22 protein-coding genes are annotated in these 26,028 nt (G+C 64.4%); 16 read left to right on the forward strand and 6 right to left on the reverse strand.

The genetic code is table 11. From position 1 onward, the window contains the following. Window positions 1–59: 59 nt before the first annotated feature. From acnA to GGD62_RS12970, 4 genes are all read left to right on the forward strand, one after another. A complete protein-coding gene (gene acnA, locus GGD62_RS12955; RefSeq protein WP_018318884.1) occupies window positions 60–2,780 on the forward strand; it encodes an aconitate hydratase AcnA in 2,721 nt (906 codons plus the stop codon). A 234-nt stretch (window positions 2,781–3,014) separates the two neighbouring features. After that, entirely contained in the window at window positions 3,015–3,791 is a 777-nt protein-coding gene (locus GGD62_RS12960; protein ID WP_179732308.1) for a thioredoxin family protein, read from the forward strand. Between the two features lie 247 nt (window positions 3,792–4,038). Then, window positions 4,039–4,863 (forward strand): IS5 family transposase, encoded by an 825-nt coding sequence (locus GGD62_RS12965; protein ID WP_183708735.1) that lies wholly within the window; start codon window positions 4,039–4,041, stop codon window positions 4,861–4,863. Between the two features lie 480 nt (window positions 4,864–5,343). Beyond that, window positions 5,344–5,712, forward strand: coding sequence for a DUF2794 domain-containing protein (locus GGD62_RS12970; protein ID WP_018318882.1), 369 nt, complete (start codon window positions 5,344–5,346; stop codon window positions 5,710–5,712). Between the two features lie 208 nt (window positions 5,713–5,920). Here GGD62_RS12970 and GGD62_RS12975 read toward each other — a convergent pair whose 3' ends face one another. From GGD62_RS12975 to GGD62_RS12990, 4 genes are all read right to left on the reverse strand, one after another. Beyond that, the gene (locus GGD62_RS12975) at window positions 5,921–6,451 is read right to left on the reverse strand and encodes a GNAT family N-acetyltransferase (RefSeq protein WP_018318881.1); all 531 of its coding nucleotides are present in this window, start codon (window positions 6,449–6,451) and stop codon (window positions 5,921–5,923) included. Window positions 6,452–6,781: 330 nt separating this feature from the next. After that, complete coding sequence (locus GGD62_RS12980; RefSeq protein WP_018318880.1) at window positions 6,782–7,573, reverse strand: Bax inhibitor-1/YccA family protein; 792 nt, start codon at window positions 7,571–7,573, stop codon at window positions 6,782–6,784. 281 nt (window positions 7,574–7,854) lie between these two features. Next, window positions 7,855–10,425 carry an ABC transporter permease gene (locus GGD62_RS12985; protein ID WP_183708737.1) on the reverse strand — a complete coding sequence of 857 codons (2,571 nt, stop codon included), beginning with the start codon at window positions 10,423–10,425 and terminating at the stop codon, window positions 7,855–7,857. Then, the gene (locus tag GGD62_RS12990; RefSeq protein ID WP_018318878.1) at window positions 10,422–11,141 is read right to left on the reverse strand and encodes an ABC transporter ATP-binding protein; all 720 of its coding nucleotides are present in this window, start codon (window positions 11,139–11,141) and stop codon (window positions 10,422–10,424) included. Before GGD62_RS12990 ends, GGD62_RS12985 begins: the two co-directional genes overlap by 4 nt. A 55-nt stretch (window positions 11,142–11,196) precedes the next feature. Between GGD62_RS12990 and GGD62_RS12995 the strand changes: the two genes are divergently transcribed. Both GGD62_RS12995 and thpR read left to right on the forward strand, forming a co-directional pair. Further along, a complete protein-coding gene (locus GGD62_RS12995) occupies window positions 11,197–11,841 on the forward strand; it encodes an arylesterase (protein ID WP_026202087.1) in 645 nt (214 codons plus the stop codon). Window positions 11,842–12,015: 174 nt separating this feature from the next. Continuing rightward, entirely contained in the window at window positions 12,016–12,552 is a 537-nt protein-coding gene (thpR, locus tag GGD62_RS13000) for an RNA 2',3'-cyclic phosphodiesterase (RefSeq protein ID WP_026202086.1), read from the forward strand. Window positions 12,553–12,571: 19 nt separating this feature from the next. Here the strand turns inward: thpR and GGD62_RS13005 are convergent, their stop codons facing one another. Together GGD62_RS13005 and GGD62_RS13010 are read right to left on the reverse strand one after the other, a co-directional pair. Continuing rightward, a complete protein-coding gene (locus GGD62_RS13005; RefSeq protein WP_183708739.1) occupies window positions 12,572–12,976 on the reverse strand; it encodes a type II toxin-antitoxin system VapC family toxin in 405 nt (134 codons plus the stop codon). Then, entirely contained in the window at window positions 12,976–13,230 is a 255-nt protein-coding gene (locus tag GGD62_RS13010; RefSeq protein WP_018318874.1) for a type II toxin-antitoxin system VapB family antitoxin, read from the reverse strand. The genes GGD62_RS13005 and GGD62_RS13010 overlap by 1 nt, the downstream gene beginning before the upstream one ends. Before the next feature lie 160 nt (window positions 13,231–13,390). Here GGD62_RS13010 and zapE point away from each other — a divergent pair, with 160 nt between their 5' ends. The 10 genes from zapE (at window position 13,391) to GGD62_RS13060 (ending at window position 25,969) form a co-directional block, all read left to right on the forward strand. Beyond that, window positions 13,391–14,575 (forward strand): cell division protein ZapE, encoded by a 1,185-nt coding sequence (gene zapE / locus GGD62_RS13015; RefSeq protein ID WP_183708741.1) that lies wholly within the window; start codon window positions 13,391–13,393, stop codon window positions 14,573–14,575. Between the two features lie 249 nt (window positions 14,576–14,824). Then, a complete protein-coding gene (gene mdh / locus GGD62_RS13020) occupies window positions 14,825–15,793 on the forward strand; it encodes a malate dehydrogenase (RefSeq protein WP_008145224.1) in 969 nt (322 codons plus the stop codon). A gap of 208 nt (window positions 15,794–16,001) precedes the next feature. After that, window positions 16,002–17,198 carry an ADP-forming succinate--CoA ligase subunit beta gene (gene sucC, locus GGD62_RS13025; protein WP_183708743.1) on the forward strand — a complete coding sequence of 399 codons (1,197 nt, stop codon included), beginning with the start codon at window positions 16,002–16,004 and terminating at the stop codon, window positions 17,196–17,198. Window positions 17,199–17,202: 4 nt separating this feature from the next. Beyond that, on the forward strand, window positions 17,203–17,682 hold the full coding sequence (locus GGD62_RS13030) for a DUF1579 family protein (protein ID WP_183708746.1): 480 nt from the start codon (window positions 17,203–17,205) through the stop codon (window positions 17,680–17,682). Between the two features lie 36 nt (window positions 17,683–17,718). Next, window positions 17,719–18,603: a succinate--CoA ligase subunit alpha gene (gene sucD / locus GGD62_RS13035; protein ID WP_018318870.1), complete on the forward strand. Its 885-nt coding sequence runs from the start codon at window positions 17,719–17,721 to the stop codon at window positions 18,601–18,603. A gap of 137 nt (window positions 18,604–18,740) precedes the next feature. Beyond that, a complete protein-coding gene (locus GGD62_RS13040) occupies window positions 18,741–21,710 on the forward strand; it encodes a 2-oxoglutarate dehydrogenase E1 component (RefSeq protein ID WP_018318869.1) in 2,970 nt (989 codons plus the stop codon). Between the two features lie 177 nt (window positions 21,711–21,887). After that, window positions 21,888–23,132 (forward strand): 2-oxoglutarate dehydrogenase complex dihydrolipoyllysine-residue succinyltransferase, encoded by a 1,245-nt coding sequence (gene odhB, locus GGD62_RS13045; RefSeq protein WP_183708748.1) that lies wholly within the window; start codon window positions 21,888–21,890, stop codon window positions 23,130–23,132. Between the two features lie 64 nt (window positions 23,133–23,196). Then, window positions 23,197–23,946: an SDR family oxidoreductase gene (locus tag GGD62_RS13050; protein WP_183708750.1), complete on the forward strand. Its 750-nt coding sequence runs from the start codon at window positions 23,197–23,199 to the stop codon at window positions 23,944–23,946. A gap of 57 nt (window positions 23,947–24,003) precedes the next feature. Then, complete coding sequence (gene lpdA / locus GGD62_RS13055; protein ID WP_018318865.1) at window positions 24,004–25,404, forward strand: dihydrolipoyl dehydrogenase; 1,401 nt, start codon at window positions 24,004–24,006, stop codon at window positions 25,402–25,404. Window positions 25,405–25,438: 34 nt separating this feature from the next. Continuing rightward, window positions 25,439–25,969, forward strand: coding sequence for a hypothetical protein (locus GGD62_RS13060; RefSeq protein ID WP_179732294.1), 531 nt, complete (start codon window positions 25,439–25,441; stop codon window positions 25,967–25,969). The last annotated feature ends 59 nt before the right edge of the window (window positions 25,970–26,028 follow it).

A 26,028-nucleotide genomic window follows, 5' to 3' on the forward strand; every position in this document is an offset into this window, starting at 1 on the left:
TGATACGCTAACGGTGTTAAAATACCCTGCCGGGTATAACTAACAATTGGGATTCCTACATGACCTCGCTCGACAGCTTCAAATGCAAAAAGACCCTCAAGGTCGGCGCCAAGACCTATGTCTATTACAGCCTGCCCACGGCCGAGAAGAATGGTCTGAAGGGAATCTCGAAACTTCCCTATTCGATGAAGGTCCTGCTCGAGAACCTCCTGCGCAACGAGGACGGCCGCTCGGTCAAGAAAGAGGACATCGTCGCGGTCTCGAAATGGCTGCGCAAGAAGTCGCTGGAGCATGAGATCGCCTTCCGCCCGGCGCGCGTGCTGATGCAGGACTTCACCGGCGTGCCCGCGGTGGTCGACCTCGCCGCGATGCGCAACGCGATGCAGAAGCTTGGCGGTGACGCCGAGAAGATCAATCCGCTGGTGCCGGTCGATCTCGTCATCGACCATTCCGTGATCGTGAACTTCTTCGGCGACAACAAGGCCTTCGGCAAGAACGTCACCGAGGAATACAAGCAGAACCAGGAGCGCTACGAGTTCCTGAAATGGGGCCAGAAGGCGTTCTCGAACTTCTCGGTCGTGCCGCCCGGCACCGGCATCTGCCACCAGGTCAATCTCGAATACCTCTCCCAGACGGTCTGGACCAAGAAGGAGAAGATGACGGTCGGCAAGAAGACCGGCACCTTCGAGGTCGCCTATCCCGATTCGCTGGTCGGCACCGACTCCCACACCACCATGGTCAATGGCCTCGCCGTGCTCGGCTGGGGCGTCGGCGGCATCGAGGCGGAAGCCTGCATGCTCGGCCAGCCGCTGTCGATGCTGCTGCCCAACGTCGTCGGCTTCAAGCTGAAGGGCGCGATGAAGGAAGGCGTCACCGCGACAGACCTCGTGCTCACCGTGACGCAGATGCTGCGCAAGCTGGGCGTGGTCGGCAAGTTCGTCGAGTTCTTCGGCCCCGGCCTCGACAATCTCTCGGTCGCCGACAAGGCGACGATCGCCAACATGGCGCCCGAATATGGCGCGACCTGCGGCTTCTTCCCGGTTGACGCCGCCGCGATCGACTATCTCAAGACCTCCGGCCGTGCGGCGCCGCGCGTCGCGCTGGTGCAGGCCTATGCCAAGGCGCAGGGGCTGTTCCGCACCGCCAAGTCGGCCGATCCGGTGTTCACGGAGACGCTGACGCTCGATCTCGCCGACGTCGTGCCGTCGATGGCCGGTCCGAAGCGTCCCGAAGGCCGCATCGCGCTGCCGTCGGTCGCCGAAGGCTTCTCGCTCGCTCTCGGCACCGAGTACAAGAAGGCCGAGGAGCCCAGCAAGCGCTTCGCCGTCGAAGGCAAGGACTTCGAGATCGGCCACGGCGACGTCGTGATCGCCGCCATCACGTCCTGCACCAACACCTCGAACCCGAGCGTGCTGATCGGCGCCGGCCTGCTGGCCCGTAACGCCGCCGCGAAGGGCCTGAAAGCAAAACCGTGGGTGAAGACCTCGCTCGCGCCGGGCAGCCAGGTCGTCGCCGGCTATCTCGCCGATTCCGGTCTGCAGAAGGATCTCGACAAGGTCGGCTTCAACCTGGTCGGCTTCGGCTGCACCACCTGCATCGGCAATTCCGGTCCGCTGCCCGAGGAGATCTCGAAGTCGATCAACGACAACGGCATCGTCGCCGCGGCCGTGCTCTCGGGTAACCGCAACTTCGAAGGCCGCGTCTCGCCCGACGTGCAGGCGAACTATCTGGCCTCGCCGCCGCTGGTGGTCGCGCATGCGCTCGCGGGCAGCGTCACCAAGAACCTCGCCGTCGAGCCGCTCGGCGAGGGCAAGGACGGCAAGCCGGTGTACCTCAAGGACATCTGGCCGACGACCAAGGAGATCAACGCCTTCATGAAGAAGTTCGTGACCGCGTCGATCTTCAAGAAGAAGTATGCCGACGTGTTCAAGGGCGACACCAACTGGCGCAAGATCAAGACCGTCGAGAGCGAGACCTATCGCTGGAACATGTCTTCGACCTATGTGCAGAACCCGCCTTATTTCGACGGCATGAAGAAGGAGCCGGAGCCGGTCACCGACATCGTCGAGGCCCGCATCCTCGCCATGTTCGGCGACAAGATCACCACCGACCACATCTCGCCGGCCGGTTCGATCAAGCTTACCTCTCCGGCTGGAAAATATCTCAGCGAGCACCAGGTGCGTCCCGCCGACTTCAACCAGTACGGCACGCGCCGCGGCAATCATGAAGTGATGATGCGCGGCACCTTCGCCAACATCCGCATCAAGAACTTCATGTTGAAGGGCGCGGATGGAAATATCCCTGAGGGCGGTTTGACAAAACACTGGCCCGACGGTGAGCAGATGTCGATCTACGACGCCGCGATGAAGTACCAGCAGGAGCAGGTGCCGCTGGTGGTGTTCGCCGGCGCCGAATACGGCAACGGCTCCTCGCGCGACTGGGCCGCCAAGGGCACGCGCCTGCTCGGCGTGCGCGCCGTGATCTGCCAGAGCTTCGAGCGCATCCATCGCTCCAACCTGGTCGGCATGGGCGTGCTGCCGCTGACCTTCGAGGAGGGCACCTCCTGGTCGTCGCTCGGCCTGAAGGGCGACGAGAAGGTCACGCTGCGTGGCCTGGTCGGCGATCTCAAGCCGCGCCAGAAGCTGACCGCGGAGATCGTCTCCGGCGACGGTTCGCTGCAGCGCGTTTCGCTGCTCTGCCGCATCGATACGCTGGACGAGCTCGACTACTACCGGAACGGCGGTATCCTGCACTACGTGCTGCGCAAGCTCGCGGCCTAAGCGCGAATTTGTGAACGGTGGCTCACCGCGACGTGAGTAGAAGGTTAAACGAAGGCGGCCTATCACAAGGCCGCCTTCGTGCGTTTGCGGCATGCTCCAGATGGGCCCGCCCGGCGGAAAACCTCCTTTCGGACGGTTGGCCTGGGCGGTCGGGTGTGTCGCGCCCCGTAAGACTACGGTGACCATCCGGCGATAAGTTCTCCTTCCCACGAGCAATGGTGTGCGGCGTTCGACATGACAACAATGACGGCTTCTCATCTGGTTTCACGTTGGTCCGGTGCTCTCTGGTCGGGAGCTCTCGGCATCTGTGCGATCGTCGCCGTCATCCGTCCTGCCGAAGCCGATCCCCGCGCCGTTGTCGAATTGTTTACCTCGCAGGGCTGCTCCTCCTGCCCGCCCGCCGACCAGATCATCGGCGATCTCTCCAAAGACCCGTCGATCATCGCGCTGAGCATGCCGATCGACTATTGGGACTATCTGGGTTGGAAGGACACGCTGGCGGATTCGCGCTTCTCTGCACGGCAGCGTGCTTATTCGCGCATGCGCGGCGACCGCGAGGTCTACACGCCGCAGGTTGTGGTCAACGGCTCCACCCATGTCATCGGCAGCGATCGTGCCGGCATCGAGAGCGCGATCGGCAAGACCGACAAGGGCACGGGCGTGATGAGCGTGCCGGTGACGATGTCGCTCGCGGGCAAGCAGATCAACGTATCGGTGGCGGCGAGCAACGAGCCGGCCGTCTCGCATGGCGAGGTCTGGATCTGTTCGATCGCCAAGTCAGTCCCGATCGCGATCACCCGCGGCGAGAATCGCGGACAGCAGGTCACCTATCACAACGTGGTGCGCAACCTGCTCAAGGTCGGTGACTGGACCGGGCGTTCGGAAAGCTGGACGGTGCCGATCGAGAACCTCACGCGCGACGGCGTCGACGGCGCGGTGGTCTATGTCCAGGACGGCAGCCGCGAGAAGCCCGGCACGATGCTGGGTGCGGCCTACACGTCGCTGCACTGATTTCAATTCTCTAGCGTCGTACTCACTGCCACCCTCATGGTGAGGAGCGCGCTCTTGCGCGCGTCTACCGGACGATGCTTCGCATCGCCGTGAGAACCATGCAGGCCCCGCTCACGCAGCCCGGCCTCGATCCTTCGAGACGACGCGCGAAGGGCGCGCGGCTCCTCAGAGCCTGACCGAAAAAGAGTGAGCGGTTTTGGCGGGCTTGTGATTCCTTCGGATTTGCAAAGATTCGAGGGAGGACACCATGCCGTGGACCAAAACCGCTCGTCTGCAGTATCAGCGCGTTGGCTTGCGTTACGCAAGCGATCTGACCGATGCCGAGTGGGCGCTGATCGCTCGGAAGATGCCGCCGCGACACCGATTGGGCCGGCCGCGGAAGGTCGATCTGCGCGAGATCGTCGAGGCGATCTTCTATGTCCTGTGGAGTGGCTGCCAATGGCGAGCCTTGCCGACGGATTTTCCCCCGTACTCGACAGTGCAGGGATATTTCTACGCTTGGCGCGACACGGGTAGATGGCAGGAGATTGCCGAAGCTCTGGTTCGCAAGTCGCGCCGGAAGCTGGGACGAAAGCCAAGACCGACAGCCGCCGTCATCGATAGCCAGACCGCCTCGACGACCGAGGCTGGCGGACCACGCGGATTCGATGCCGGCAAGCGCCTCCATGGGCGCAAGCGCCATATCGTGACCGACACCGACGGCCACTTGCTGGCTGCATATGTTCATCCTGCCAACATCCAAGATGTCCACGGTGCCGTTCCCCTATTGAAGGACTTGCGAGGCCGCTTCCCAACGCTTCAGCATGTCTTTGCCGACCGGATTTATCGCGGCAAACAGCTCCTCAACGCACTCTCAGACTGCGGGCCCTGGACGATCGAGATCGTCGAGCGGCCGCGCGGCGTCAAAGGCTTCCAGCTCCTGCCCAGGCGCTGGGTCGTCGAGCGGACCTTTGCATGGCTCGGCAGATGCCGGCGCCTCTCCAAAGACTTCGAAGGCTCTGCGGCCACCGAGCGCGCCTGGCTGCTCGCCGCCCATCTGAGGCTCCTAATTCGCCGCCTGGCCGCACCCTGAAAGCATCTACGCGCCTTTTTGAGTCAGGCTCTCAGGATGAGGGGAGAGACTGTTGGCGCTGATGAGAGGAGAATTTCGCCGGGGCAGAAACATCCCGACACAAACAAAAAAGGACCAACTTGCGTTGGCCCTCCTTGTCGCGCGTACAGACCCGATCCTGTTCGACCCCGGGGGGCTGGGGGCTGAGGAATCCGGAACCGAAAGGACCGGGTCAACGCACATGAGTCTTTTCGCAATGCAGGGCGGCAGTCGCTAGGCGGAAAAGCGGCGAGAGTATGATTCCTGCTAACGATCCCGTGACGGTTTGCCGCGAGGGAGTTCCACCATAGCGTGTGCCCCGATTCGTAACCGATTCGACCGGTTGAATCAGGAGCCCCTTGCGGGGGTGGCCGGTTGGCGCAATCATGCAGCTGTCATGATCCAGGTTCCGGGGACGGTCTTCGCGGATTCGGGTCATGCCGTGCGATGAGGAAGCGCTCCATGAGTCTGTCGGAGGATGCCGATCCGAGCGAGCAGCGCGCGGCGGCCCGCCCCGCCGCGGCGGCGACGCAACTGAGCCGGGTGACGTTCAACCGGCTCGAGCTGCATCGTATTCTCAATCTCTACGGCCGCATGGTCGCCGACGGCGAATGGCGCGATTATGCCATCGACTTCCTGAGGGATCGCGCCGTGTTCTCGGTCTATCGCCGTGCCTCGGAAGTGCCGATCTATCGCATCGAGAAGGATCCGCGGCTGGCGCGCAAGCAGGGCATGTACAGCGTGATCTCGGCGACCGGCCTGATCCTGCGCCGCGGCCACGAGCTGGAGCGCGTGCTGCTGGTGATCGATCGGAAATTGGCGGTGGTGTAGCCACATAGACGGTGCCGTAGGGTGGGCAAAGGCGCATTGCGCCGTGCCCACGTCCTTTCTCTATCGCCACGAATCGTGGGCACGCTTCGCTTTGCCCACCCTACGACAGCAGTGATGTGGCGAATTCTTCGTAGCCCGGATGAGCGCAGCGACATCCGGGTTTTGTCTCGCGGTGGTCCCGGGTATCGCTTTGCCCACCCTACGAGACCTACTTTGTCGGCACCGTCTTCGCGCCCTCGCCGAGGTCGCGCTGCATCATCACCGTATCCAGCCAGCGGCCGAATTTCAGCCCGACATTGGGATGCGTGCCGATCATCTTGAAGCCGCCCTTGGTGTGCACGCCGATCGAGCCGGCATTGGCGGAATCGCCGATCACAGCGATCATCTGGCGGAAGCCGCGCGCCTCGCATTCGGCGACCAGCCGCTCCAGCAGCTTTGATCCGACACCGCGGCGGTGGAAGGAGGGATCGAGATAGATCGAGTTCTCGACCGTGAAGCGGTAGGCCGGGCGCGGGCGGTAGGCGCCGGCATAGGCATAGCCGGCCACGCGGCCGTCGAGGATAGCGACGAAATAGGGATAGCCGCCGTCGACCAGCGCGCGATAACGGCGCGTCATCTCCACGAGGTCGGGCGGCTCCAGCTCGAACGTCGCGGTGCCCTCGCGGACAGCCTGCTGGTAGATGGCGGTGATGGCGGGAAGGTCGGCCTCGGTTGTAGGCCTGATTTCAGGTGCGGACATGGCGGCAAGATTAGAGCCTTCCCGCTTCCGCTGAAAGGGGCAACGGTGTTGCCCCACCCGTCATTGCGAACGCAGCGAAGCAATCCAGAAATGCATCCGCGGAGGGACTCTGGATTGCTTCGCTGCGCCCGCAATGACGAGGAGGAAGAGGCGGCACTCGTGGCCTTGTAGCCCGGATGGAGGGAAGCGTAATCCGGGGCCGCCTTATCCGCGGAAAGGACTGTCCCGGATTGCGCTGCGCTCCATCCGGGCTACAAGCGCCACCCCACCCCCCAAACAAAAACCCCAGCCTTTCGGCCGGGGTTCGTATCCGTTCCCTCGTCGTTGCGCTTAGTCGCGTTGACCGAGGAGCTGCAGCAGCAGCGTGAACAGGTTGATGAAGTTCAGGTACAGCGACAGCGCGCCGGTGATGGCCGCACGCTCTGCGATGTCACCGCCGGCCGAAGCGTAGCCGTAGATGTAGTCGTTCTTCAGCCGCTGGGTATCCCAGGCGGTGAGGCCCGCGAACACCAGCACGCCGACCACCGACACGATGAACTGCAGCATCGAGCTCGCCAGGAACAGGTTCACCAGGCTCGCGATGATGATGCCGATCAGGCCCATGAACAGGAACGAGCCCATGCCGGTCAGGTCACGCTTAGTGGTGTAGCCGTAGAGGCTCAGCGCACCGAAGGTGGCCGCAGTGATGAAGAACACCCGCACGATCGAGGTGTGCGTGAACACCAGGAAGATCGACGACAGCGAGATGCCCATCAGCGCCGCGAACACCCAGAACAGGATCTGGGCGGTCGAGGGAGCGAGACGGTTGATGCCCGCCGAGATCACGAACACCATGGCGAGCGGCGCGAGCATGAACAGCCATTTCAGCGGGCTGACGAACATCGCGTAGCCGAACGGGGTCAGGAACAGCTTGCCGACGCGGACGGATTCCGCCGTCGGAACGTCGGTCACGGCAGCCATGTAGACGCCGAGCGCGGCAAGGCCGGTGATGGCGAGGCCAATGCTCATGTAGTTGTAGATGCGCAGCATATAGGCGCGCAGGCCGGCATCGACCGTCGCGGCGTCAACACGCCCGGCGGCCCTGCCGAAAGGAGAAGCGTAGTTACGGTCTAGGTCCGACATGGTCGAATTCCCGTTGGTTGGTCCGGTCCGGCACGAGGGTCGCCATGCCGCCGGTTCGTCAAACTCTATCTCGGATACCGACGCCAACCGACTAAATTTTGGCTAACAATCGGGGCTCCGAACCCATTCGATATGTGGGAAACTAACACATTAGCTGCAACCTTCCACGCGCGGCTGAATGTCGCCCTTGGCGGCAATCCTGACGCGAACCTGACGGGCAGTCGTGGTTAATCGCAGAAATCGTGCGATTCTGCTCTCGTGCAGCCATCCGCTACATTTTGTCACAAATTCCGCAACACCGTGGCGGGCTTTTTGTTCAACGCCAGCAGCGTGCCCGCGAGCCCGAGTCCGACCGTGACGACGAGCGCGGCCGCGACCACGCCGGCCGCGCTGCCGGCCTGCCAGACGAAGCTCAGCGTCATCAGCCGCGTCACGATCATCCAGGCCGCGATGCTGCCGGAGATCACCCCGAACACCGCGGTCGCGAGCCCGATCAGGAGGTATTCCAGCGCATAGGCCCCGAGCAGCCGCAGCCGCGTCGCGCCCAGCGTCTTCAGGATCACCGCATCGTAGACCCGGTGGCGATGGCCGGCGGCGAGCGCGCCGCCGAGCACCAGGATCGCCGAGATCAGGGTCACGGCGCTGGCGCCGCGGATCGCCAGCGCCAGATTGGTCACGACAGAGCCGACCGTCTCCATCACCTCGCGCACGCGCACGCTCGTCACCATCGGATAGGCGTCGGCGACCTGCTTGATGATCTTGCCGTCGCCTGCCGCAGTTCCGGCCGTTTCCGTCAGCGTCGCGATGTGGGTGTGGGGGGCGCCCTTGAAGGCGTTCGGCGAGAATACGAGAACGAAGTTGATGCCCATCCCCTGCCAGTCGATGGTGCGCAGATTGCCGATTTTGGCCGGGATGTCGCGGCCGAGCACGTTGACCACGACCTCGTCGCCGAGCTTGAGGCCGAGCCCGTCGGCGATCTTCTTCTCCATCGAGACCAGCGGCGGGCCGGAATAATCGGCGCTCCACCATTCGCCCTCGACCACCTTGGAGCCTTTCGGCAGCTCGCCGGTATAGGTCAGGCCGCGGTCGCTCTGCAGCACCCACTCGGAATCGGTGGTCGGCTTGAGCTCCTCGGCGCGCACGCCGCGCGCGGCGACGATGCGCCCGCGCAGCATCGGCACGTCTTCGACCGTCGCGCCCGGCGCAATTCGGCGCAGATAACCGTCAAACTGCTCGGCCTGCGTGCTCGGGATGTCGATGAAGAAGAAGGACGGCGCGCGGTCCGGCAGGGCTGCCAGGAACTGCCGGCGCAGATTGCCGTCGATCTGGGTGATGGTGACGAGCACGGCGAGCCCGAGCCCCAGCGACAGCACCACCGAGGGCGTCAGCGCGCCCGGCCGGTGGATGTTGGCGATCGCCAGCCGCAGCATCGGCAGCCGCGTCCGCGGCAGCCGCCGCGCGATGGCCATCAGCAGGGCGGCGATGCCGCGCAGCAGGGCGAACACGACGACCGAGGAGGCCACGAACACCGCCGCGATGCGTTTGTCGAACGACAGTCCGATCACGACCGCGATCAGCAGCGCGATCACGACGCCCATGAACACGAGATAGCTCGCGCGCGGCCGATGCCATTCCGAGCTGATGGTGTCGCGGAACAGCGCGGCCACCGGCACGTCGTGGACGCGCCCGAGCGGCCACAGGCCGAAGGCGAGCGCGGTCAGGAGGCCATAAATGAAGGACAGCGCGAGCTCGTCGGCATGCACGGCCGGCACCACCGGCAGCGGCAGCAGCTTGCCGAACAGGCCGACGATCGCGAACGGCATGGCGGCACCGAGCGCAAGGCCGATGATCGAGCCGATGCCTGCGAGCAGGAGAACCTGCGCCAGATAGATGCCGAACACGTCGCGGCCGGTGGCGCCGACGGCCTTGAGGGCCGCGATCACTTCGAGCCGGCGGTCGATATGGCTCTTCACGGCATTGGCGACGCCGACACCGCCGACCAGCAGCGCGGCGAGGCCGACCAGCGTCAGGAATTGCGTGAAGCGGTTGATGTTGCGTTCGAGCTGCGGCGAGGCGTTGGAGCGGCTTCGGATCTCCCAGCCGGCCTGCGGCGCGGCGCTCCGCGCGTCCGCGATGAAGGCTTCGGTGGCGCGCTCGTTATTCGCCGTATCAGGCAGCTTCACCCGGTAGACCCAGCGCACTAGGCTGCCGGGCTGGATCAGGCCGGTGGCGCGCAGGCCGGCTTCGCTGATCAGGAAGCGCGGTCCGAAGCCGATGCCGCCGGCGAGCTTGTCGGGTTCGGCTTCGACGGTCGAGCGGATCTGGAAGGTCGCAGAGCCAATGGTGACGCGGTCGCCGGTCTTGAGGGAGAGCCGCGCCAGCAGCGTCGGATCGGCGGCGGCGCCGAACGCGCCGTCGCGCATCGCAAGGACCTCGGACATCGGCAACTGCGGCGCCAGCGTCAGCTGTCCCAGCATCGGATAGGTGTCGTCGACCGCCTTCATCTCGACCAGTGCGAGCTGGCCATCGGCCGCGCGCGCCATGCCGCGCAGGGTCGCGGCGGTCGAGACCGTGCCGCGCGAGCGCAGGAAGGCGACCTCTTCAGGTTTCGCCTCGCGCTGGAACAGCACGAAGGAGACGTCGCCGCCGAGCAGTGTGCGGCCCTCGCGGGCCAAGCCGTCGGAGAGGCTCGCCGACACCGAGCCGACGCCGGCGATCGCCATCACGCCGAGCGCGATGCAGGCAATGAAGACATAGAAACCGCGTAGGCCGCCGCGCAATTCGCGCAGCGCGTAACGCAGCGACAGCGCGATGCCGTTTGGCTTCGCGAACGGCTGGGCCGAGGCGCTCATGCCGGCGCAGACTGCGTGTCGATGCGGCCCGAGCGCAGCCGGATCACGCGGTCGCAGCGATGCGCGAGCGAGGAATCGTGCGTGACCAGCACCAGGGTCATGCCGCGCTCGGCGTGCTTGCTGAATAGCAGGTCGACGATCTGCTTTCCAGTGGCCTCGTCGAGATTGCCGGTCGGCTCGTCGGCGACCAGGATGGCGGGATCGGGCGCCAGCGCGCGGGCGAGTGCGACGCGCTGCTGCTCGCCGCCGGAGAGCTGGGTCGGATAATGATGCAGGCGGTCGCCGAGCCCGACCGATTGCAGCTCCTGCGCCGCGCGCGTTGCGGCATCGGGATTGCCGGCGAGCTCCAGCGGCACCGCGACGTTCTCCAGCGCCGTCATGGTCGGGATCAGATGAAAGGACTGAAAGACGATGCCGACCTGGCGGCCGCGGAAGCGGGCCAGCGCGTCCTCGTCGAGGGCATTGAAAGGCGTGCCCGATACCACCACCTCTCCACTATCAGGACGCTCCAGCCCCGCCATCACCATCAGCAGCGTGGATTTGCCCGAGCCTGACGGGCCGATCAGGCCGATCGTCTCGCCCGAGGCGACCCGCAGGCTGATATCCTTGAGGATGTGAACGCGTGCCGCGCCCGTGCCCAATGAGAGATTGACGTTGGAGATGGCGATGGTGTCCGCGGCAGCGGTGAGCGACGAGGGTTCGATGCGAGTGTCCATGGTCCGGTCATATGGCAACTCCGATGGCGCGGTCGAGAGGCGTTACGGATTGTTCATGCACATAGCCGTGTTGATGCTCGGTTTGATGACGATCGCGACAACGCCGTCGTTGCAGGCCCAGCCGGCGGCCAAACCGATCAAGCTCGTGGTCCTCGGCGATTCCTTGAGTGCGGGCCTTGGCCTCTCGGCCCAGGATTCGTTCCCGGCCAAGCTCAAAAAATCCTTGCAGGACAAAGGTATAGAGGTCGACATGACCAACGCCGGCGTGTCCGGCGACACCTCTTCGGGCGGCCGCGACCGGCTCGACTGGTCGGTCCCCGACGGAACCGACGGCGTCATCGTCGAGCTCGGCGCCAACGACGCCCTGCGCGGCGTCGATCCCGATTTGACGCGCGCCGCGCTCACCGACATCGTCCAGCGGCTGAAGGCGCGCAAGATTGCGGTGATGCTGTGCGGCATGCTGGCGCCACCGAATTACGGCGCCGACTATGCCGCGCGCTTCAATTCGATTTATCCGGATCTGGCGAAGAAATTCGACGTGCCGCTCTATCCGTTCTTTCTCGAGGGCGTTGCGGCCGACGCCAAGCTCAACCAGGCCGACGGCATTCATCCGACTGCGGCCGGCGTCGACATCATCGTCGGCAACATCATGCCCACCGTGGAGGCATTCCTTGGCACCATCGCTGAGCAACGGCGTTGAAAAGCGGGCAGCGCCAACCGTCATACCCAGGGTTTTACCGGGGTGAGGCGCGCGATGCTTCGCAGAGTCACACAACTGCGATAGGAATCAGGGTACCGGTGATTCGTCACCGGCTCTAAAATTTGGATATGGTCTGTCCCTCGGATCATGCCCAAGCATCGGGAGTGCGAAACGATGCCGCGTTTGTTCACTGGTCTGGAAATCCCGGCCGAAGTCAGCCAGACGCTTTCCAATTTGCGGGGTGGCCTTCCCGGCGCCCGCTGGATCGATCCCGAAAATTATCACGTCACCCTGCGCTTCATCGGCGATATCGACGGCCTGTCCGCCAACGAGATCGCATCGATGCTGTTTCGCGTCGACCGCAAGCCCTTCGAGGTGAAGGTGCAGGGGCTGACGAGTTTTGGCGGCCGCAAGCCGAGAGCGGTCGTTGCGACGATCGCACCGAGCAGGCCGCTGATGGAATTGCAGGCCGAGCTCGAGCGCATGATGCAGCGGATCGGTCTCAACCCTGAAGGCCGCAAGTTCATCCCGCATGTCACGCTCGCCCGGCTGCACGATGCCTCCGATCGCGACGTCGCCGACTATCTCTCGCTGCGTGGCTACTTCCCGAGCAAGGCGTTCATGGCGGAGCGGTTTGTGCTGTTCTCGTCGCGCGCCTCCACTGGCGGCGGGCCGTATGTGGTCGAGGACGCCTACGAGCTGTGTGAGTAGGCTCCCAAACTCGGCGGCGTTACCGCAGCGGCGCAGCGCCTGCTCGACTGATATCGGTCTTTGCGAAGTCTTCGCCTTTGAAAAGCAAAGGTTCGCCGCGAGTCATAGCCAGCGCGTAAGAGAGGCAATCGCCGTAGTTGAGCGACGCGGCGTGACGCCCCTTGCCGTAGCGCCGCCAGGCGCGCCGTGCGGCATCGACTTGCACGGCATCGACCGCGACGATCTCTGCACCGAGCTTGACGAGCCAGAGATCGAACTCACGCCCGCCTGCGTCGCCCAGCCGGGTTTCGATCACCATCGTTGCTTCAAGCACCGTGGCTGCAGAGATCAGGCGGATCGGATCATCCACAATCAGTCGCTCAATATCGGCTGCATCGTCTTCGTTGAGCGCGATTGCCACGATCGCCGATGTGTCGATCACCATCAGCGTGGCAATCCATGCTCGTCGTATCCGAGAATTTCCTCAGGCGTGCGGTCGTCCACGACGCGCATTTCGCTCCAGCGACGCCTGATCTCGGCCATGTCTTCCAGTAGCGCGTCTTTGCGCGTTTGACCCCCGAGCCGACGCAGCCGCTCCTCGATGGCGCGCTTGGTCGCGGTCGTGATGTTCTCGCCAGTCAGTTGCGCGAGACTCCGTGCCAACCGCTCGGTTTCGGGGTCCTTGATGCTCAGGGCCATATGAGGATCCTTAGTTCCTAAGTAGGTATATTCTACCTAAATGGGGCGTAATAGGCTAGGAGGGCGTCCAAGGTCGGCGATCTCCTCTGAAAATCAAGCGCATAAGCCGTTGCGCCAATACGCGGTTGCAATTTCCGCCGGTCTCTGGCGGTAAAGGGCCATGCTCTCGACCCCCGGTTCTCCCTTCAGCGAAGCCTATCAGGCCCAGATCGCCTCCGGCGCGATCGAGCCCGATGCTGCGCAGGCCGAGGTTGCCGAAGCCTATGCGGCGCTCGACCTGCGGCTCGCGGACTACAAGCCGCAGCGCAAGCAGGGCCTGCTCGCCCGCCTGTTCAGCAGTGACAAGGATGAGGCGCCGCGCGGGCTCTACATCCATGGCGAGGTCGGCCGCGGCAAGACCATGCTGATGGATCTGTTCTTCCAGCACGCCTCGGTCGAGCACAAGCGGCGGGCGCATTTCCACGAATTCATGGCCGACGTGCATGAGCGCATCTACGACTATCGCCAGAGCATCGCGCGCGGCGAGATCGCCGACAGCGACGTCATCGCGCTGACCGCGAATGCGATCTTCGAGGAGAGCTGGCTGCTCTGCTTCGACGAATTCCACGTCACCGACATCGCGGATGCGATGATCCTCGGACGCCTGTTCGCCAAATTGTTCGAGCTCGGCACCGTCGTGGTCGCGACCTCCAACGTCGCGCCTGATGATCTCTACAAGGGCGGCTTGAACCGGTCGCTGTTCCTGCCCTTCATCAAGCAGATCACCGACCACATGGACGTCGCGCGGCTCGATGCGCGCACCGACTTCCGGTTGGAAAAACTTCAGGGCGTGCCGATGTGGCTGACGCCGGCGGACGCTGATGCGGACGCGGCGCTCGACCGCGCCTGGTCGCGGATGTCGGGCAGCGCCAAATGCAAGTCGCGCGATATTTCGATCAAGGGCCGCATCCTGCACGTGCCGTGCTCGGCCCATGGCGTGGCGCGGTTCTCGTTTGCCGATCTCTGCGAGAAGCCGCTGGGCGCATCCGACTACCTCAGGCTGGCGCACGACTATCACACCATCCTGGTCGACCATATTCCAGTGATGGACCAGTCCCAGCGCAACGCCGCCAAGCGCTTCATCACGCTGATCGACGCGCTCTATGACAATGCCGTGAAGCTGATGGCCTCGGCCGATGCCAACCCGATTTCGCTCTACCTGGCCCATGAGGGCGTTGAGGCCATGGAGTTCAAGCGGACGGCGTCGCGCCTGATCGAGATGAGCTCGGAATCCTATCTGGCGCTGGCTCACGGCCGCAAGGATTCCACCGCAAGCGGCTCCACCAAGGGGCTGGTGGAGACTTAAGTCCTATTTCGCTAGCGCTGTCATTCCAGGATGCGCACCAGCGCGCACCCGGAATCTCGCGCTACCATTTCGAAATTCCGGGTTCGCCCGCGCAATGGCGCGGGTGCCCCGGAATGAAGGCTTTAGGTCTGCGGGTTGGAATCGCGCCAAGCCCGACAATTGGGCATCCGGCGACTTGAACGGGGGAGGCGAAAGGGATAACCACCCTCTCAGTTTTCCCCACCTTACGTGTCTAAAGGACAGGCTCACATGGCGCGCGACAAGATTGCTTTGATTGGCTCCGGTCAGATCGGCGGAACGCTGGCTCATCTCATCGGCCTGAAGGAGCTGGGCGACGTGGTGATGTTCGACATCGCCGAAGGCGTGCCGCAGGGCAAGGCGCTCGACATCGCGCAGTCCTCGCCGGTCGACGGCTTTGACGCGCACTACACCGGCGCGAACTCCTACGAGGCGCTCGACAACGCCAAGGTCTGCATCGTCACCGCCGGCGTGCCGCGCAAGCCCGGCATGAGCCGCGACGATCTTCTCTCCATCAACCTCAAGGTCATGGAGCAGGTCGGCGCTGGCATCAAGAAGTACGCCCCCGACGCCTTCGTCATCTGCATCACCAACCCGCTCGACGCGATGGTCTGGGCGCTGCAGAAGGCTTCGGGCCTGCCGCACAAGAAGGTCGTCGGCATGGCCGGCGTGCTGGATTCGGCGCGCTTCCGCTACTTCCTGGCCGACGAGTTCAACGTCTCGGTCGAGGACGTCACCGCCTTCGTGCTCGGTGGCCATGGCGACACCATGGTGCCGCTGGTGAAGTACTCCACCGTCGCCGGCATTCCGCTGCCCGACCTCGTCAAGATGGGCTGGACCTCGCAGGCGCGTCTCGACGAGATCGTCGACCGCACCCGCAACGGCGGCGCCGAGATCGTCAACCTGCTCAAGACCGGCTCGGCCTTCTATGCGCCTGCCGCGTCCGCGATCGCGATGGCCGAGAGCTATCTGCGTGACAAGAAGCGCGTGCTGCCCTCGGCCGCGTACCTGAACGGCGAATACGGCGTGAAGGACATGTATGTCGGCGTGCCCGTCGTGATCGGCTCCAAGGGCGTCGAGCGCGTCGTCGAGATCGAGCTCGCCGGCAAGGACCGCGAGGCCTTCGACAAGTCGGTCGGCGCGGTGCAGGGCCTGGTCGACGCCTGCAAGAAGATCGCCCCCGATCTTCTCGGCCGCTAAGAGCCAAACACTTCCCGCCGAAGTCCGAAAACCGGTCTTCGGCGGTTTCATTTCCGGGGCCCGGTTGTCGGGACAGGTTCCGGGTCAGCAGTCCAGAGATCTCGAAGTCAAAGAATCCGGGTTGCAGTTCCTGTGGTATATGGTATGCCAGCCACAAGACTGAGGTGGGCCCTAGAGGTCACCGCCCGCGGGTTCAGGGAGCGACCATATGAATATCCATGAATATCAGGCCAAAGCGCTGCTGGGTGAGTTCGGCGTGCCGATCTCCAAGGGCGTGCCGGTCCTCAAGGCCACTGACGCGGAAGCCGCCGCCAAGGCGCTGCCCGGTCCGGTCTATGTGGTGAAGAGCCAGATCCACGCCGGTGGCCGCGGCAAGGGCAAGTTCAAGGAAGCCTCGGCCGGCGACAAGGGCGGCGTCCGCATCGCCAAGTCGGCCGCCGAGGTCGCCGAGTTCGCCAAGCAGATGCTCGGCTCCACGCTGGTGACGATCCAGACCGGCCCCGCCGGCAAGCAGGTCAACCGCCTCTACATCGAGGACGGCTCCGACATCGACAAGGAATTCTACCTCTCGATCCTGGTCGACCGCGAGACCTCGCGCGTCTCCTTCGTCGTCTCGACCGAAGGCGGCGTCAACATCGAGGACGTCGCGCACAACAGCCCTGAGAAGATCGTGACCTTCTCGGTCGATCCCGCCACCGGCGTCATGGGCCATCACGGCCGCACGGTTGCGAATGCGCTGAAGCTCTCCGGCGATCTCGCCAAGCAGGCTGAGAAGCTCACCGCGCAGCTCTACGCGGCCTTCGTCGCCAAGGACATGTCGATGCTGGAGATCAACCCGCTGGTTGTGACCAAGCAGGGCCAGCTCCGCGTGCTCGACGCCAAGGTGTCGTTCGACGACAACGCGCTGTTCCGTCATCCCGAGGTGCTCGCGCTGCGCGACGAGACCGAGGAAGACGCCAAGGAAATCGAGGCGTCCAAGTACGACCTCAACTACGTCACGCTCGACGGCAACATCGGCTGCATGGTCAACGGCGCCGGTCTCGCCATGGCGACGATGGACATCATCAAGCTCTACGGCATGTCGCCGGCGAACTTCCTCGACGTCGGCGGCAGCGCCAGCAAGGAGAAGGTCGCGGCCGCCTTCAAGATCATCACCGCCGATCCCAACGTGAAGGGCATCCTGGTCAACATCTTCGGCGGCATCATGAAGTGCGACGTGATCGCCGAGGGCGTAACGGCTGCGGTTCGTGAAGTCGGCCTCAGCGTGCCGCTGGTGGTTCGCCTCGAAGGCACCAATGTCGAGCTCGGCAAGAAGATCATCCGAGAGTCCGGCCTGAACGTGGTGCCGGCCGACAATCTCGACGACGCCGCGCAGAAGATCGTGAAGGCCGTCAAGGGAGGCTAAGGCCATGGCCCAGGACCATCTCGCCGCATCATCTCCGCTTCCCGAGCACGCGCGTCTTGCCGCGTTCGCCGGCGAATGGAATGGCGAAGAGGTGGTCTTCCCGTCGCGCTGGACGGCGGGCGGCCCGGCAACTTCGCACGTCGTCACGCGCATGGACCTGAATGGATTCTATCTGATCCAGGACGCGGTGCAGATGCGCGACGGCAAGCAGATCTTCGCCACCCACGGCATCTTCACCTACGACCGCGACGACCGGACCTACAAACTGTTCTGGTACGACTCGCTCGGCTATACGCCGCCTTCGCCCGCTTCCGGCGGGTGGGTCGGCAATACCCTGACGCTGGTGCGCGGCTCGCTCCGCGGCAATGCGCGCCACGTCTACGAAATTATCAACGAGGATTCCTACTCGTTGAAGATCCAGTTCTCGCCGGACGCGGAAGGCTGGGCCGACGTGCTCACTGGCGTCTACCGCCGCATCCACTGACCCTCTCACTCTGTTAGTTTCGCGAAAGCAGACCTCATGTCCATCCTGATCGACAAGAACACCAAGGTCATCTGCCAGGGCTTCACCGGCAAGAACGGCACCTTCCACTCGGAGGCCGCGATTGCCTACGGCACCAAGATGGTCGGCGGCACCTCGCCGGGCAAAGGCGGCGCGACGCATCTGGGCCTGCCGGTGTTCGACACCGTGCGCGATGCGCGTGAGAAGACCGGCGCCGATGCATCGGTGATCTACGTGCCGCCGCCGGGCGCGGCCGATGCGATCTGCGAAGCCATCGACGCCGAGATCCCGCTGATCGTCTGCATCACCGAGGGCATTCCGGTTGTCGACATGGTCCGCGTGAAGCGTTCGCTGGCCGGCTCCAAGTCGCGCCTGATCGGGCCGAACTGCCCGGGCGTCATGACCGCCGGCGAGTGCAAGATCGGCATCATGCCCGCCAACATCTTCAAGACCGGCTCGGTCGGCATCGTCTCCCGCTCGGGCACGCTGACCTATGAAGCCGTGTTCCAGACCTCCCAGGAAGGCCTCGGCCAGACCACCGCGGTCGGCATCGGCGGCGACCCGGTCAAGGGAACCGAGTTCATCGACGTCCTCGAAATGCTCCTGGCCGACCCCAAGACCGAGTCGATCATCATGATCGGCGAGATCGGCGGTTCCGCCGAGGAGGACGCCGCCCAGTTCCTCAAGGACGAGGCCAAGCGCGGCCGCAAGAAGCCGATGGTCGGCTTCATCGCCGGCGTCACCGCCCCTCCCGGCCGCCGCATGGGCCACGCCGGCGCGATCATCTCGGGCGGCAAGGGCGACGCCGGTTCCAAGACCGAGGCGATGAAATCGGCAGGGATTACAGTGTCCCCGTCGCCCGCCCGCCTCGGCCATACGCTTGCCGAAAAGTTGAAGGGCTAATTCATTTCTTCGTGCTTTTCCGGGCGAAGTTTCGCAGCAAATAGGGTAAAGGGTGCCTGTCGCGCCGAGCCTCTGCCGGGGAGCTCGGTGCCAGCGCCGTTTATTATGCGCGAACCGAAATCGCCAGGAACTCCAGTATGTCTCGCCAGGACGCGAACGCAGCCTTTGCCCTGTCATCCTTTTTGCAGGGCACCAACGCCACCTACATCGACGAAATCTACGCCCGCTACGAGAAGGACCCGTCCTCGGTCGACGCCGAGTGGCAGGAGTTCTTCAAGAGCCTGAACGACCAGCCTTCCGACGTCCGGAAGAATGCCGAAGGGCCGTCCTGGGAGCGCGACAACTGGCCGCTGACCCCGCAGGATGACCTCACCTCCGCCCTCGACGGCAACTGGGCCGAGGTCGAGAAGGCGGTCGGTGCCAAGATCGCCGCCAAGGCGCAGGCCAAGGGGGGCGACAAGGGCGCCGGTCTCTCCTCCGCCGATCTGCTCCAGGCGACGCGCGACTCCGTCCGCGCCCTGATGCTGATCCGCTCCTACCGCATGCGCGGTCACTTCCATGCCAAGCTCGATCCGCTCGGCATCGAAGCCCAGCGCAACCGCGAAGAGCTCGATCCGCGTACCTACGGCTTCAGCGAAGCCGATTTCGACCGCAAGATCTTCCTCGATCACGTGCTCGGCCTCGAATACGGCAGCTTGCGCGAAATCACCGCGATCTGCGAGCGCACCTATTGCCAGACGCTCGGCGTCGAGTTCATGCACATCAGCAATGCCGCGCAGAAGGCCTGGATCCAGGAGCGCATCGAGGGTCCGGACAAGGAGATCTCGTTCACCCGCGAAGGTCGCCGCGCCATCCTGATGAAGCTGGTCGAGGCCGAGGGCTTCGAAAAATTCTGCGACACCAAGTTTACCGGCACCAAGCGCTTCGGTCTCGACGGCGCCGAATCGCTGATCCCGGCGCTCGAGCAGATCATCAAGCGCGGTGGCAATCTCGGCGTGAAGGAGATCGTGCTGGGCATGCCGCATCGCGGCCGCCTCAACGTGCTGACGCAGGTGATGGGCAAGGCGCACCGCGCCCTGTTCCACGAATTCAAGGGCGGCTCGGCCAACCCCGACGCGGTCGAAGGCTCCGGCGACGTCAAATATCACCTCGGCGCGTCCTCGGACCGCGAGTTCGACGGCAACCGCATCCATCTGTCGCTGACCGCCAACCCCTCGCATCTCGAGATCGTCGATCCCGTCGTGCTCGGCAAGGTCCGCGCCAAGCAGGACCAGCACGGCGATCCGCCCGACATGCGCATCTCGGTGATGCCGCTCTTGATGCACGGCGACGCCGCGTTCGCCGGCCAGGGCGTGGTGGCCGAGTGCTTCGGCCTGTCCGACCTGAAGGGCTACCGCACCGGCGGTTCCGTGCACTTCATCGTCAACAACCAGATCGGCTTCACCACCTATCCGCGCTACTCGCGCTCCTCGCCCTATCCGTCGGATGTGGCGAAGATGATCGACGCGCCGATCTTCCACGTGAACGGCGACGATCCGGAAGCCGTGGTGTTCGCGGCCAAGGTCGCGATCGAATTCCGGCAGAAATTCCACAAGCCCGTCGTCATCGACATGTGGTGCTATCGCCGCTACGGCCACAATGAGGGCGACGAGCCGGCATTCACTCAGCCGGTGATGTACAAGCGGATCGCGGCCCATGCCTCGACCCTTACCCTCTACTCCAAGCGCCTGATTGCCGAAGGCGTGGTCACCGAGGGTGAAGTCGACAAGCTGAAGGCCGACTGGCGCGCGCGGCTCGACGCCGAGTTCGAGGCCGGCACCTCCTACAAGCCGAACAAGGCCGACTGGCTTGACGGCAAGTGGTCCGGCTTCAAGATCGCCGATCAGGAAGAGGATGCGCGGCGCGGCGTCACCGGTGTTGATCTGCCTGTTCTCAAGGACATCGGCCGCAAGATCACCAAGGTGCCGGATGGTTTCCGCGTCCACCGCACCATCCAGCGCTTCCTGGAAAATCGCGCCAAGGCGATCGACGGCAACGCGGGCATCGACTGGGCGACCGGCGAGGCGCTGGCGTTCTGTACGCTGCTCCAGGAAAACCACCACGTCCGCCTGTCCGGACAGGATTCGGAGCGCGGCACCTTCTCGCAGCGCCACTCGGTCCTGATCGACCAGGAGGATGAGAGCCGCTACACGCCGTTCAACCATCTCGGCCACGAGCAGGGCCATTACGAGGTCATCAACTCGCTGCTGTCGGAAGAAGCCGTGCTCGGCTTCGAATACGGCTACTCGCTCGCCGAGCCGAACACGCTGACCCTCTGGGAAGCCCAGTTCGGCGACTTCGCCAACGGCGCGCAGGTCGTGTTCGACCAGTTCATCTCCTCGGGCGAGCGCAAATGGCTGCGCATGTCCGGCCTCGTCTGCCTGCTGCCGCACGGCTATGAGGGTCAGGGACCGGAGCACTCCTCGGCGCGCCTCGAGCGTTACCTGCAGATGTGCGCCGAAGACAACATGCAGGTGGTCTATCCGACCACGCCGGCGAACTACTTCCACGTGCTGCGTCGCCAGCTTCATCGCGAGATCCGCAAGCCGCTGATCGTGATGACGCCCAAGTCGCTGCTGCGTCACAAGCGGGCGGTGTCGCGCATCGAGGAACTTGCGAAGGACACGACCTTCCACCGCATCCTCTATGATGACGCCCAGATGCTGCCGAACGAAGCCATCAAGCTCGTGCCGGACGAGAAGGTCCGCCGCATCGTGCTGTGCTCCGGCAAGGTCTATTACGACCTCTACGAGGAGCGCGAGAAGCGCGGCATCGACGACATCTATCTGATGCGCGTCGAGCAGCTCTATCCGGTGCCGCTGAAGGCGCTGGTGGCCGAGCTGTCGCGCTTCAAGAAGGCCGAAGTGGTGTGGTGCCAGGAAGAGCCCCGCAACATGGGTGCCTGGCACTTCATCGAGCCCTATCTGGAATGGGTGCTGAACCAGGTGAACGGCGCGAGCCGGCGTCCGCGTTATGTCGGCCGCGCCGCTTCCGCCGCGACCGCTACTGGTCTGATGTCCAAGCATCAGGCGCAGCTGAAGGCGTTCCTGGACGAAGCACTGAGCTGAACTTTTTAAACTGCGTCATGCCCCGCCTCGTGCGCAACCAGCGCACCGGGGCGGGGCATCCGGTACGTCGCGATGTCCGTGCAGTGTACGAACGTCCGGCTTGCCGGATGGCTTGCTTTTCGCGGGCCATTGACGACCGACTTATGACCGCACCGGCGATCCCTTAAGGAAAAGACCATGACTGAAATTCGTGTGCCGACGCTCGGCGAATCCGTCACCGAGGCCACCATCGGCCGCTGGTTCAAGAAGGCCGGCGACCCTGTCGCCGTCGACGAGCCCTTGGTGGAGCTCGAGACCGACAAGGTCACCATCGAGGTCCCGGCGCCCTCCGCCGGCACGCTGAGCGAGATCATCGCCGCCGATGGCGCGACCGTCGCGGTCGGCGCGCTGCTCGGACAGATCACGGAAGGCGGAGGCGCTGCCAAGCCCGCTGCGGCTCCCGCCAAGCCCGCCGCTGCCGCTCCTGCCGCCGCCGCTGCTTCCGCGCCGGCGCCTAGCGCGCCGAAGGCGCCGCCGGCCGACGCGCCGCTCGCCCCCTCAGTGCGCAAGCTCTCGGCCGAGACCGGCGTCGATGCCTCTACCGTTCCGGGCTCCGGCAAGGACGGCCGCGTCACCAAGGGCGACATGCTCGCCGCGATCGAGCGTGCGGCCTCGGCGCCCACCCCGGTGAACCAGCCCGCCGCCGCCGTGCAGGTGCGTGCGCCGTCACCGGCAGACGATGCCGCCCGCGAAGAGCGCGTCAAGATGACCCGCCTGCGCCAGACCATCGCGCGCCGCCTCAAGGACGTGCAGAACACCGCGGCGATGCTGACGACCTTCAACGAGGTCGACATGACCAACGTGATGGCGCTGCGTGCCCACTACAAGGATGCGTTCGAGAAGAAGCACGGCTCCAAGCTCGGCTTCATGGGCTTCTTCACCAAGGCCGTCGTGCAGGCGCTGAAGGATATCCCGGCGGTCAACGCCGAGATCGACGGCACCGATTTGATCTACAAGAACTACTACCACATCGGCGTCGCCGTCGGCACCGACAAGGGTCTCGTCGTGCCCGTGGTGCGCGACTGCGACCACAAGTCGATCGCCGACATCGAAAAGGGCATCGCCGATTTCGGCCGCCGCGCCCGCGACGGCCAGCTCAAGATCGACGAGATGCAGGGCGGCACTTTCACCATCACCAATGGCGGCATCTACGGCTCGCTGATGTCGACCCCGATCCTGAACGCGCCGCAATCAGGCATCCTCGGCATGCACAAGATCCAGGAGCGGCCGATGGTCGTCGGCGGCAAGATCGAGGTTCGCCCGATGATGTATCTGGCGCTGTCCTACGATCACCGCGTCATCGACGGCAAGGAAGCCGTCACCTTCCTGGTTCGCGTCAAGGAGAGCCTGGAAGACCCGGCGCGCCTGGTGCTCGATCTCTGATCCCTGATGCTCTGCGAGCGCCGTCGCCATTGGCGGCGGCGCATGTCGAACCATGGAGGCGCGCATGACCGATAAAGTCGTTGTCATCACCGGCGGCAGCCGCGGCATCGGGCGGGCGACCGCGATCGCGGCGGCCGCGCGCGGCTTCCGCGTCGTGGTCGGCTATGCCAGCAACAAGAAGGCCGCCGACGAGGTGGTCGCGCTGATCGAGGCCAGCAACGGCAAGGCCATCGCGGTGAAATGCGATGTCGCCGAGGAAAGCGACATCCTCGAGCTGTTCAAGGCAGCCGACAAGTTCGGCACGTTAGGGGCGCTCGTCAACAATGGCGGCATCGTCGGCCAGAGCGGCGTGCGGGTCGACGAGATGTCGGCCGAGCGCATCCAGCGCGTGCTCGCGGTCAACGTCACCGGCTCCATTCTCTGCGCGCGCGAGGCCGTGAAGCGGATGTCCACCAAGCACGGCGGCAAGGGTGGCGTCATCGTCAACCTGTCTTCGGTCGCGGCGCGTCTCGGCGCGCCCAACACGTATGTCGACTATGCCGCGTCCAAGGGCGCGATCGATTCCTTCACCACCGGCCTCGGCTATGAGGTCGCGGGAGAAGGCATTCGTGTCGCGGGCATCCGGCCGGGCCTGATCGATACGGAAATTCACGCCGCCGGCGGCGAGCCCGACCGCGCCCATCGTCTGGCCCATATGGTGCCGATGAAGCGCGTCGGCACATCAGATGAAATCGCCAATGCCATCGTCTGGCTGATGTCGGACGAGGCTTCCTACATCACCGCAGCAACTCTCGATGTGTCCGGCGGACGCTGACGCGCCGCGCGGACGCTGACACATCCCCATCACGCTAAACCTACGGGACTTTCTCTCATGGCTACCTACGATCTCGTCGTCATCGGCACCGGACCGGGCGGTTATGTCTGCGCGGTGCGCGCAGCCCAGCTCGGCATGAAAGTCGCCGTGGTCGAAAAGAACGCAACCCTCGGCGGCACCTGCCTCAATGTCGGCTGCATGCCGTCGAAGGCGCTGCTGCACGCGTCCGAGATGTTCGAGGAAGCCGGGCACTCCTTCGCCAAGATGGGCGTGTCGGTCTCCTCGCCGAAGCTCGATCTTCCCGCGATGATGAACTTCAAGCAGCAGGGCATCGACGGCAACGTCAAGGGCGTCGAGTTCCTGATGAAGAAGAACAAGATCGACGTGCTCAAGGGCACCGGCAAGATCCTGGGCACCGGCAAGGTCGCGGTCTCCGCCGATGGCAAGTCGCAAACGATTGAAACGAAGAACATCGTGATCGCGACCGGTTCGGACATCGCGCGCCTCAAGGGCATCGAGATCGACGAGAAGCGCATCGTGTCCTCGACCGGCGCGCTGTCGCTCGACAAGGTGCCCGGCAAGCTCTTGATCGTCGGCGCCGGCGTGATCGGCCTCGAGCTCGGCTCGGTCTGGCATCGCCTAGGGGCCGAAGTCGTCGTCGTCGAATTCCTGGATCGCATCCTGCCCGGCATGGACGGCGAGATCGCCAAGCAATTCCAGCGCATCCTGGAAAAGCAGGGCTTTGCGTTCAAGCTTGGCGCCAAGGTCACCGCCGTCGACAATTCAGGCAAGACACTGAAGGCGACCATCGAGCCCGCCGCCGGCGGTGCCGCCGAGACGCTGGAAGCCGACGTCGTTCTGGTCTGCATCGGCCGCGTGCCCTACACCGACGCGCTTGGCCTGAAGGAGGCCGGCGTCGCGCTGGACAATCGTGGCCGCGTCCAGATCGATCCGCACTTCGCCACCAGCCTGAAGGGCGTTTATGCCATCGGCGACGTCGTCGCTGGGCCGATGCTTGCGCACAAGGCCGAGGATGAAGGCGTGGCGGTGGCCGAGATCATCGCCGGCCAGGCCGGGCACGTGAATTACGATGTGATCCCGGGCGTCGTGTATACCACGCCGGAAGTGTCCTGCGTCGGCAAGACCGAGGAGGAGCTGAAGCAGGCGGGCACAGCTTACACGGTCGGGAAGTTTCCCTTTACCGCCAATGGCCGCTCCAAGGTCAACCAGACCACTGACGGCTTTGTGAAGATTCTCGCAGATGCGAAGACCGATCGCGTGCTCGGCGTGCACATTATCGGCCGCGAAGCCGGCGAAATGATCCATGAAGCGTGCGTTCTCATGGAGTTTGGCGGCAGTGCGGAAGATCTCGCGCGCACCTGCCACGCGCATCCGACCCGCTCGGAGGCGATCAAGGAAGCCGCGCTTGCAGTCGGCAAGCGAGCCATCCATATGTAGCAACGCGCCCAGCGCCAAATCGGGCGGGGAACACATGCTGCGCCGCCTTCTTCAACCGGTCTGGGTCCTGCTTGCGATCATCTTCCTGATCGAAGCCTGGCTGTGGGACCATCTCGAGCCGATCGTTGCGCGGGTTGTCGCAGCCGTCCCGCTCGCACGTTTCAAGCAATGGCTGACGGAGCGCGTCGATGCGCTGTCGCCGGCCATGACGCTGATCGTGTTCGCGGTCCCCATCGTCCCGCTGTTTCCGCTCAAGCTGGTCGGCCTGTGGCTGCTCACGCATGAATACTGGACCAGCGCGGTCTTCACGATCGTTTTCGCGAAGCTGCTGGGCGTCGGCGTCACCGCCTTCGTGTTCGACGTGACGCGCGACAAGCTTTTGGAGATGCACTGGTTCGAGCGGATCTACGATCTGGTGATGAAGGTCCGCGCCAAGGCGCACCTGCTGGTCGACCCGATCAAGCGCCGTATCCGCGAGCTGATCGCCGGCAACGGCGAGGGCTGGTCGTCACGTACGCTGCGTGTGATCCAGCGTTTCAGGAAGAGCGTGCACCAGGCGCGGTAGCTGCCCGCACATTCAGTCTCTCACCGTCACCCTGAGGTGGCCGCTTCTTCAGCGGCCCT

The sequence above is a fragment of the Bradyrhizobium sp. ERR14 genome, from assembly GCF_014198235.1.
Classification (GTDB): Bacteria; Pseudomonadota; Alphaproteobacteria; order Rhizobiales; family Xanthobacteraceae; genus Bradyrhizobium.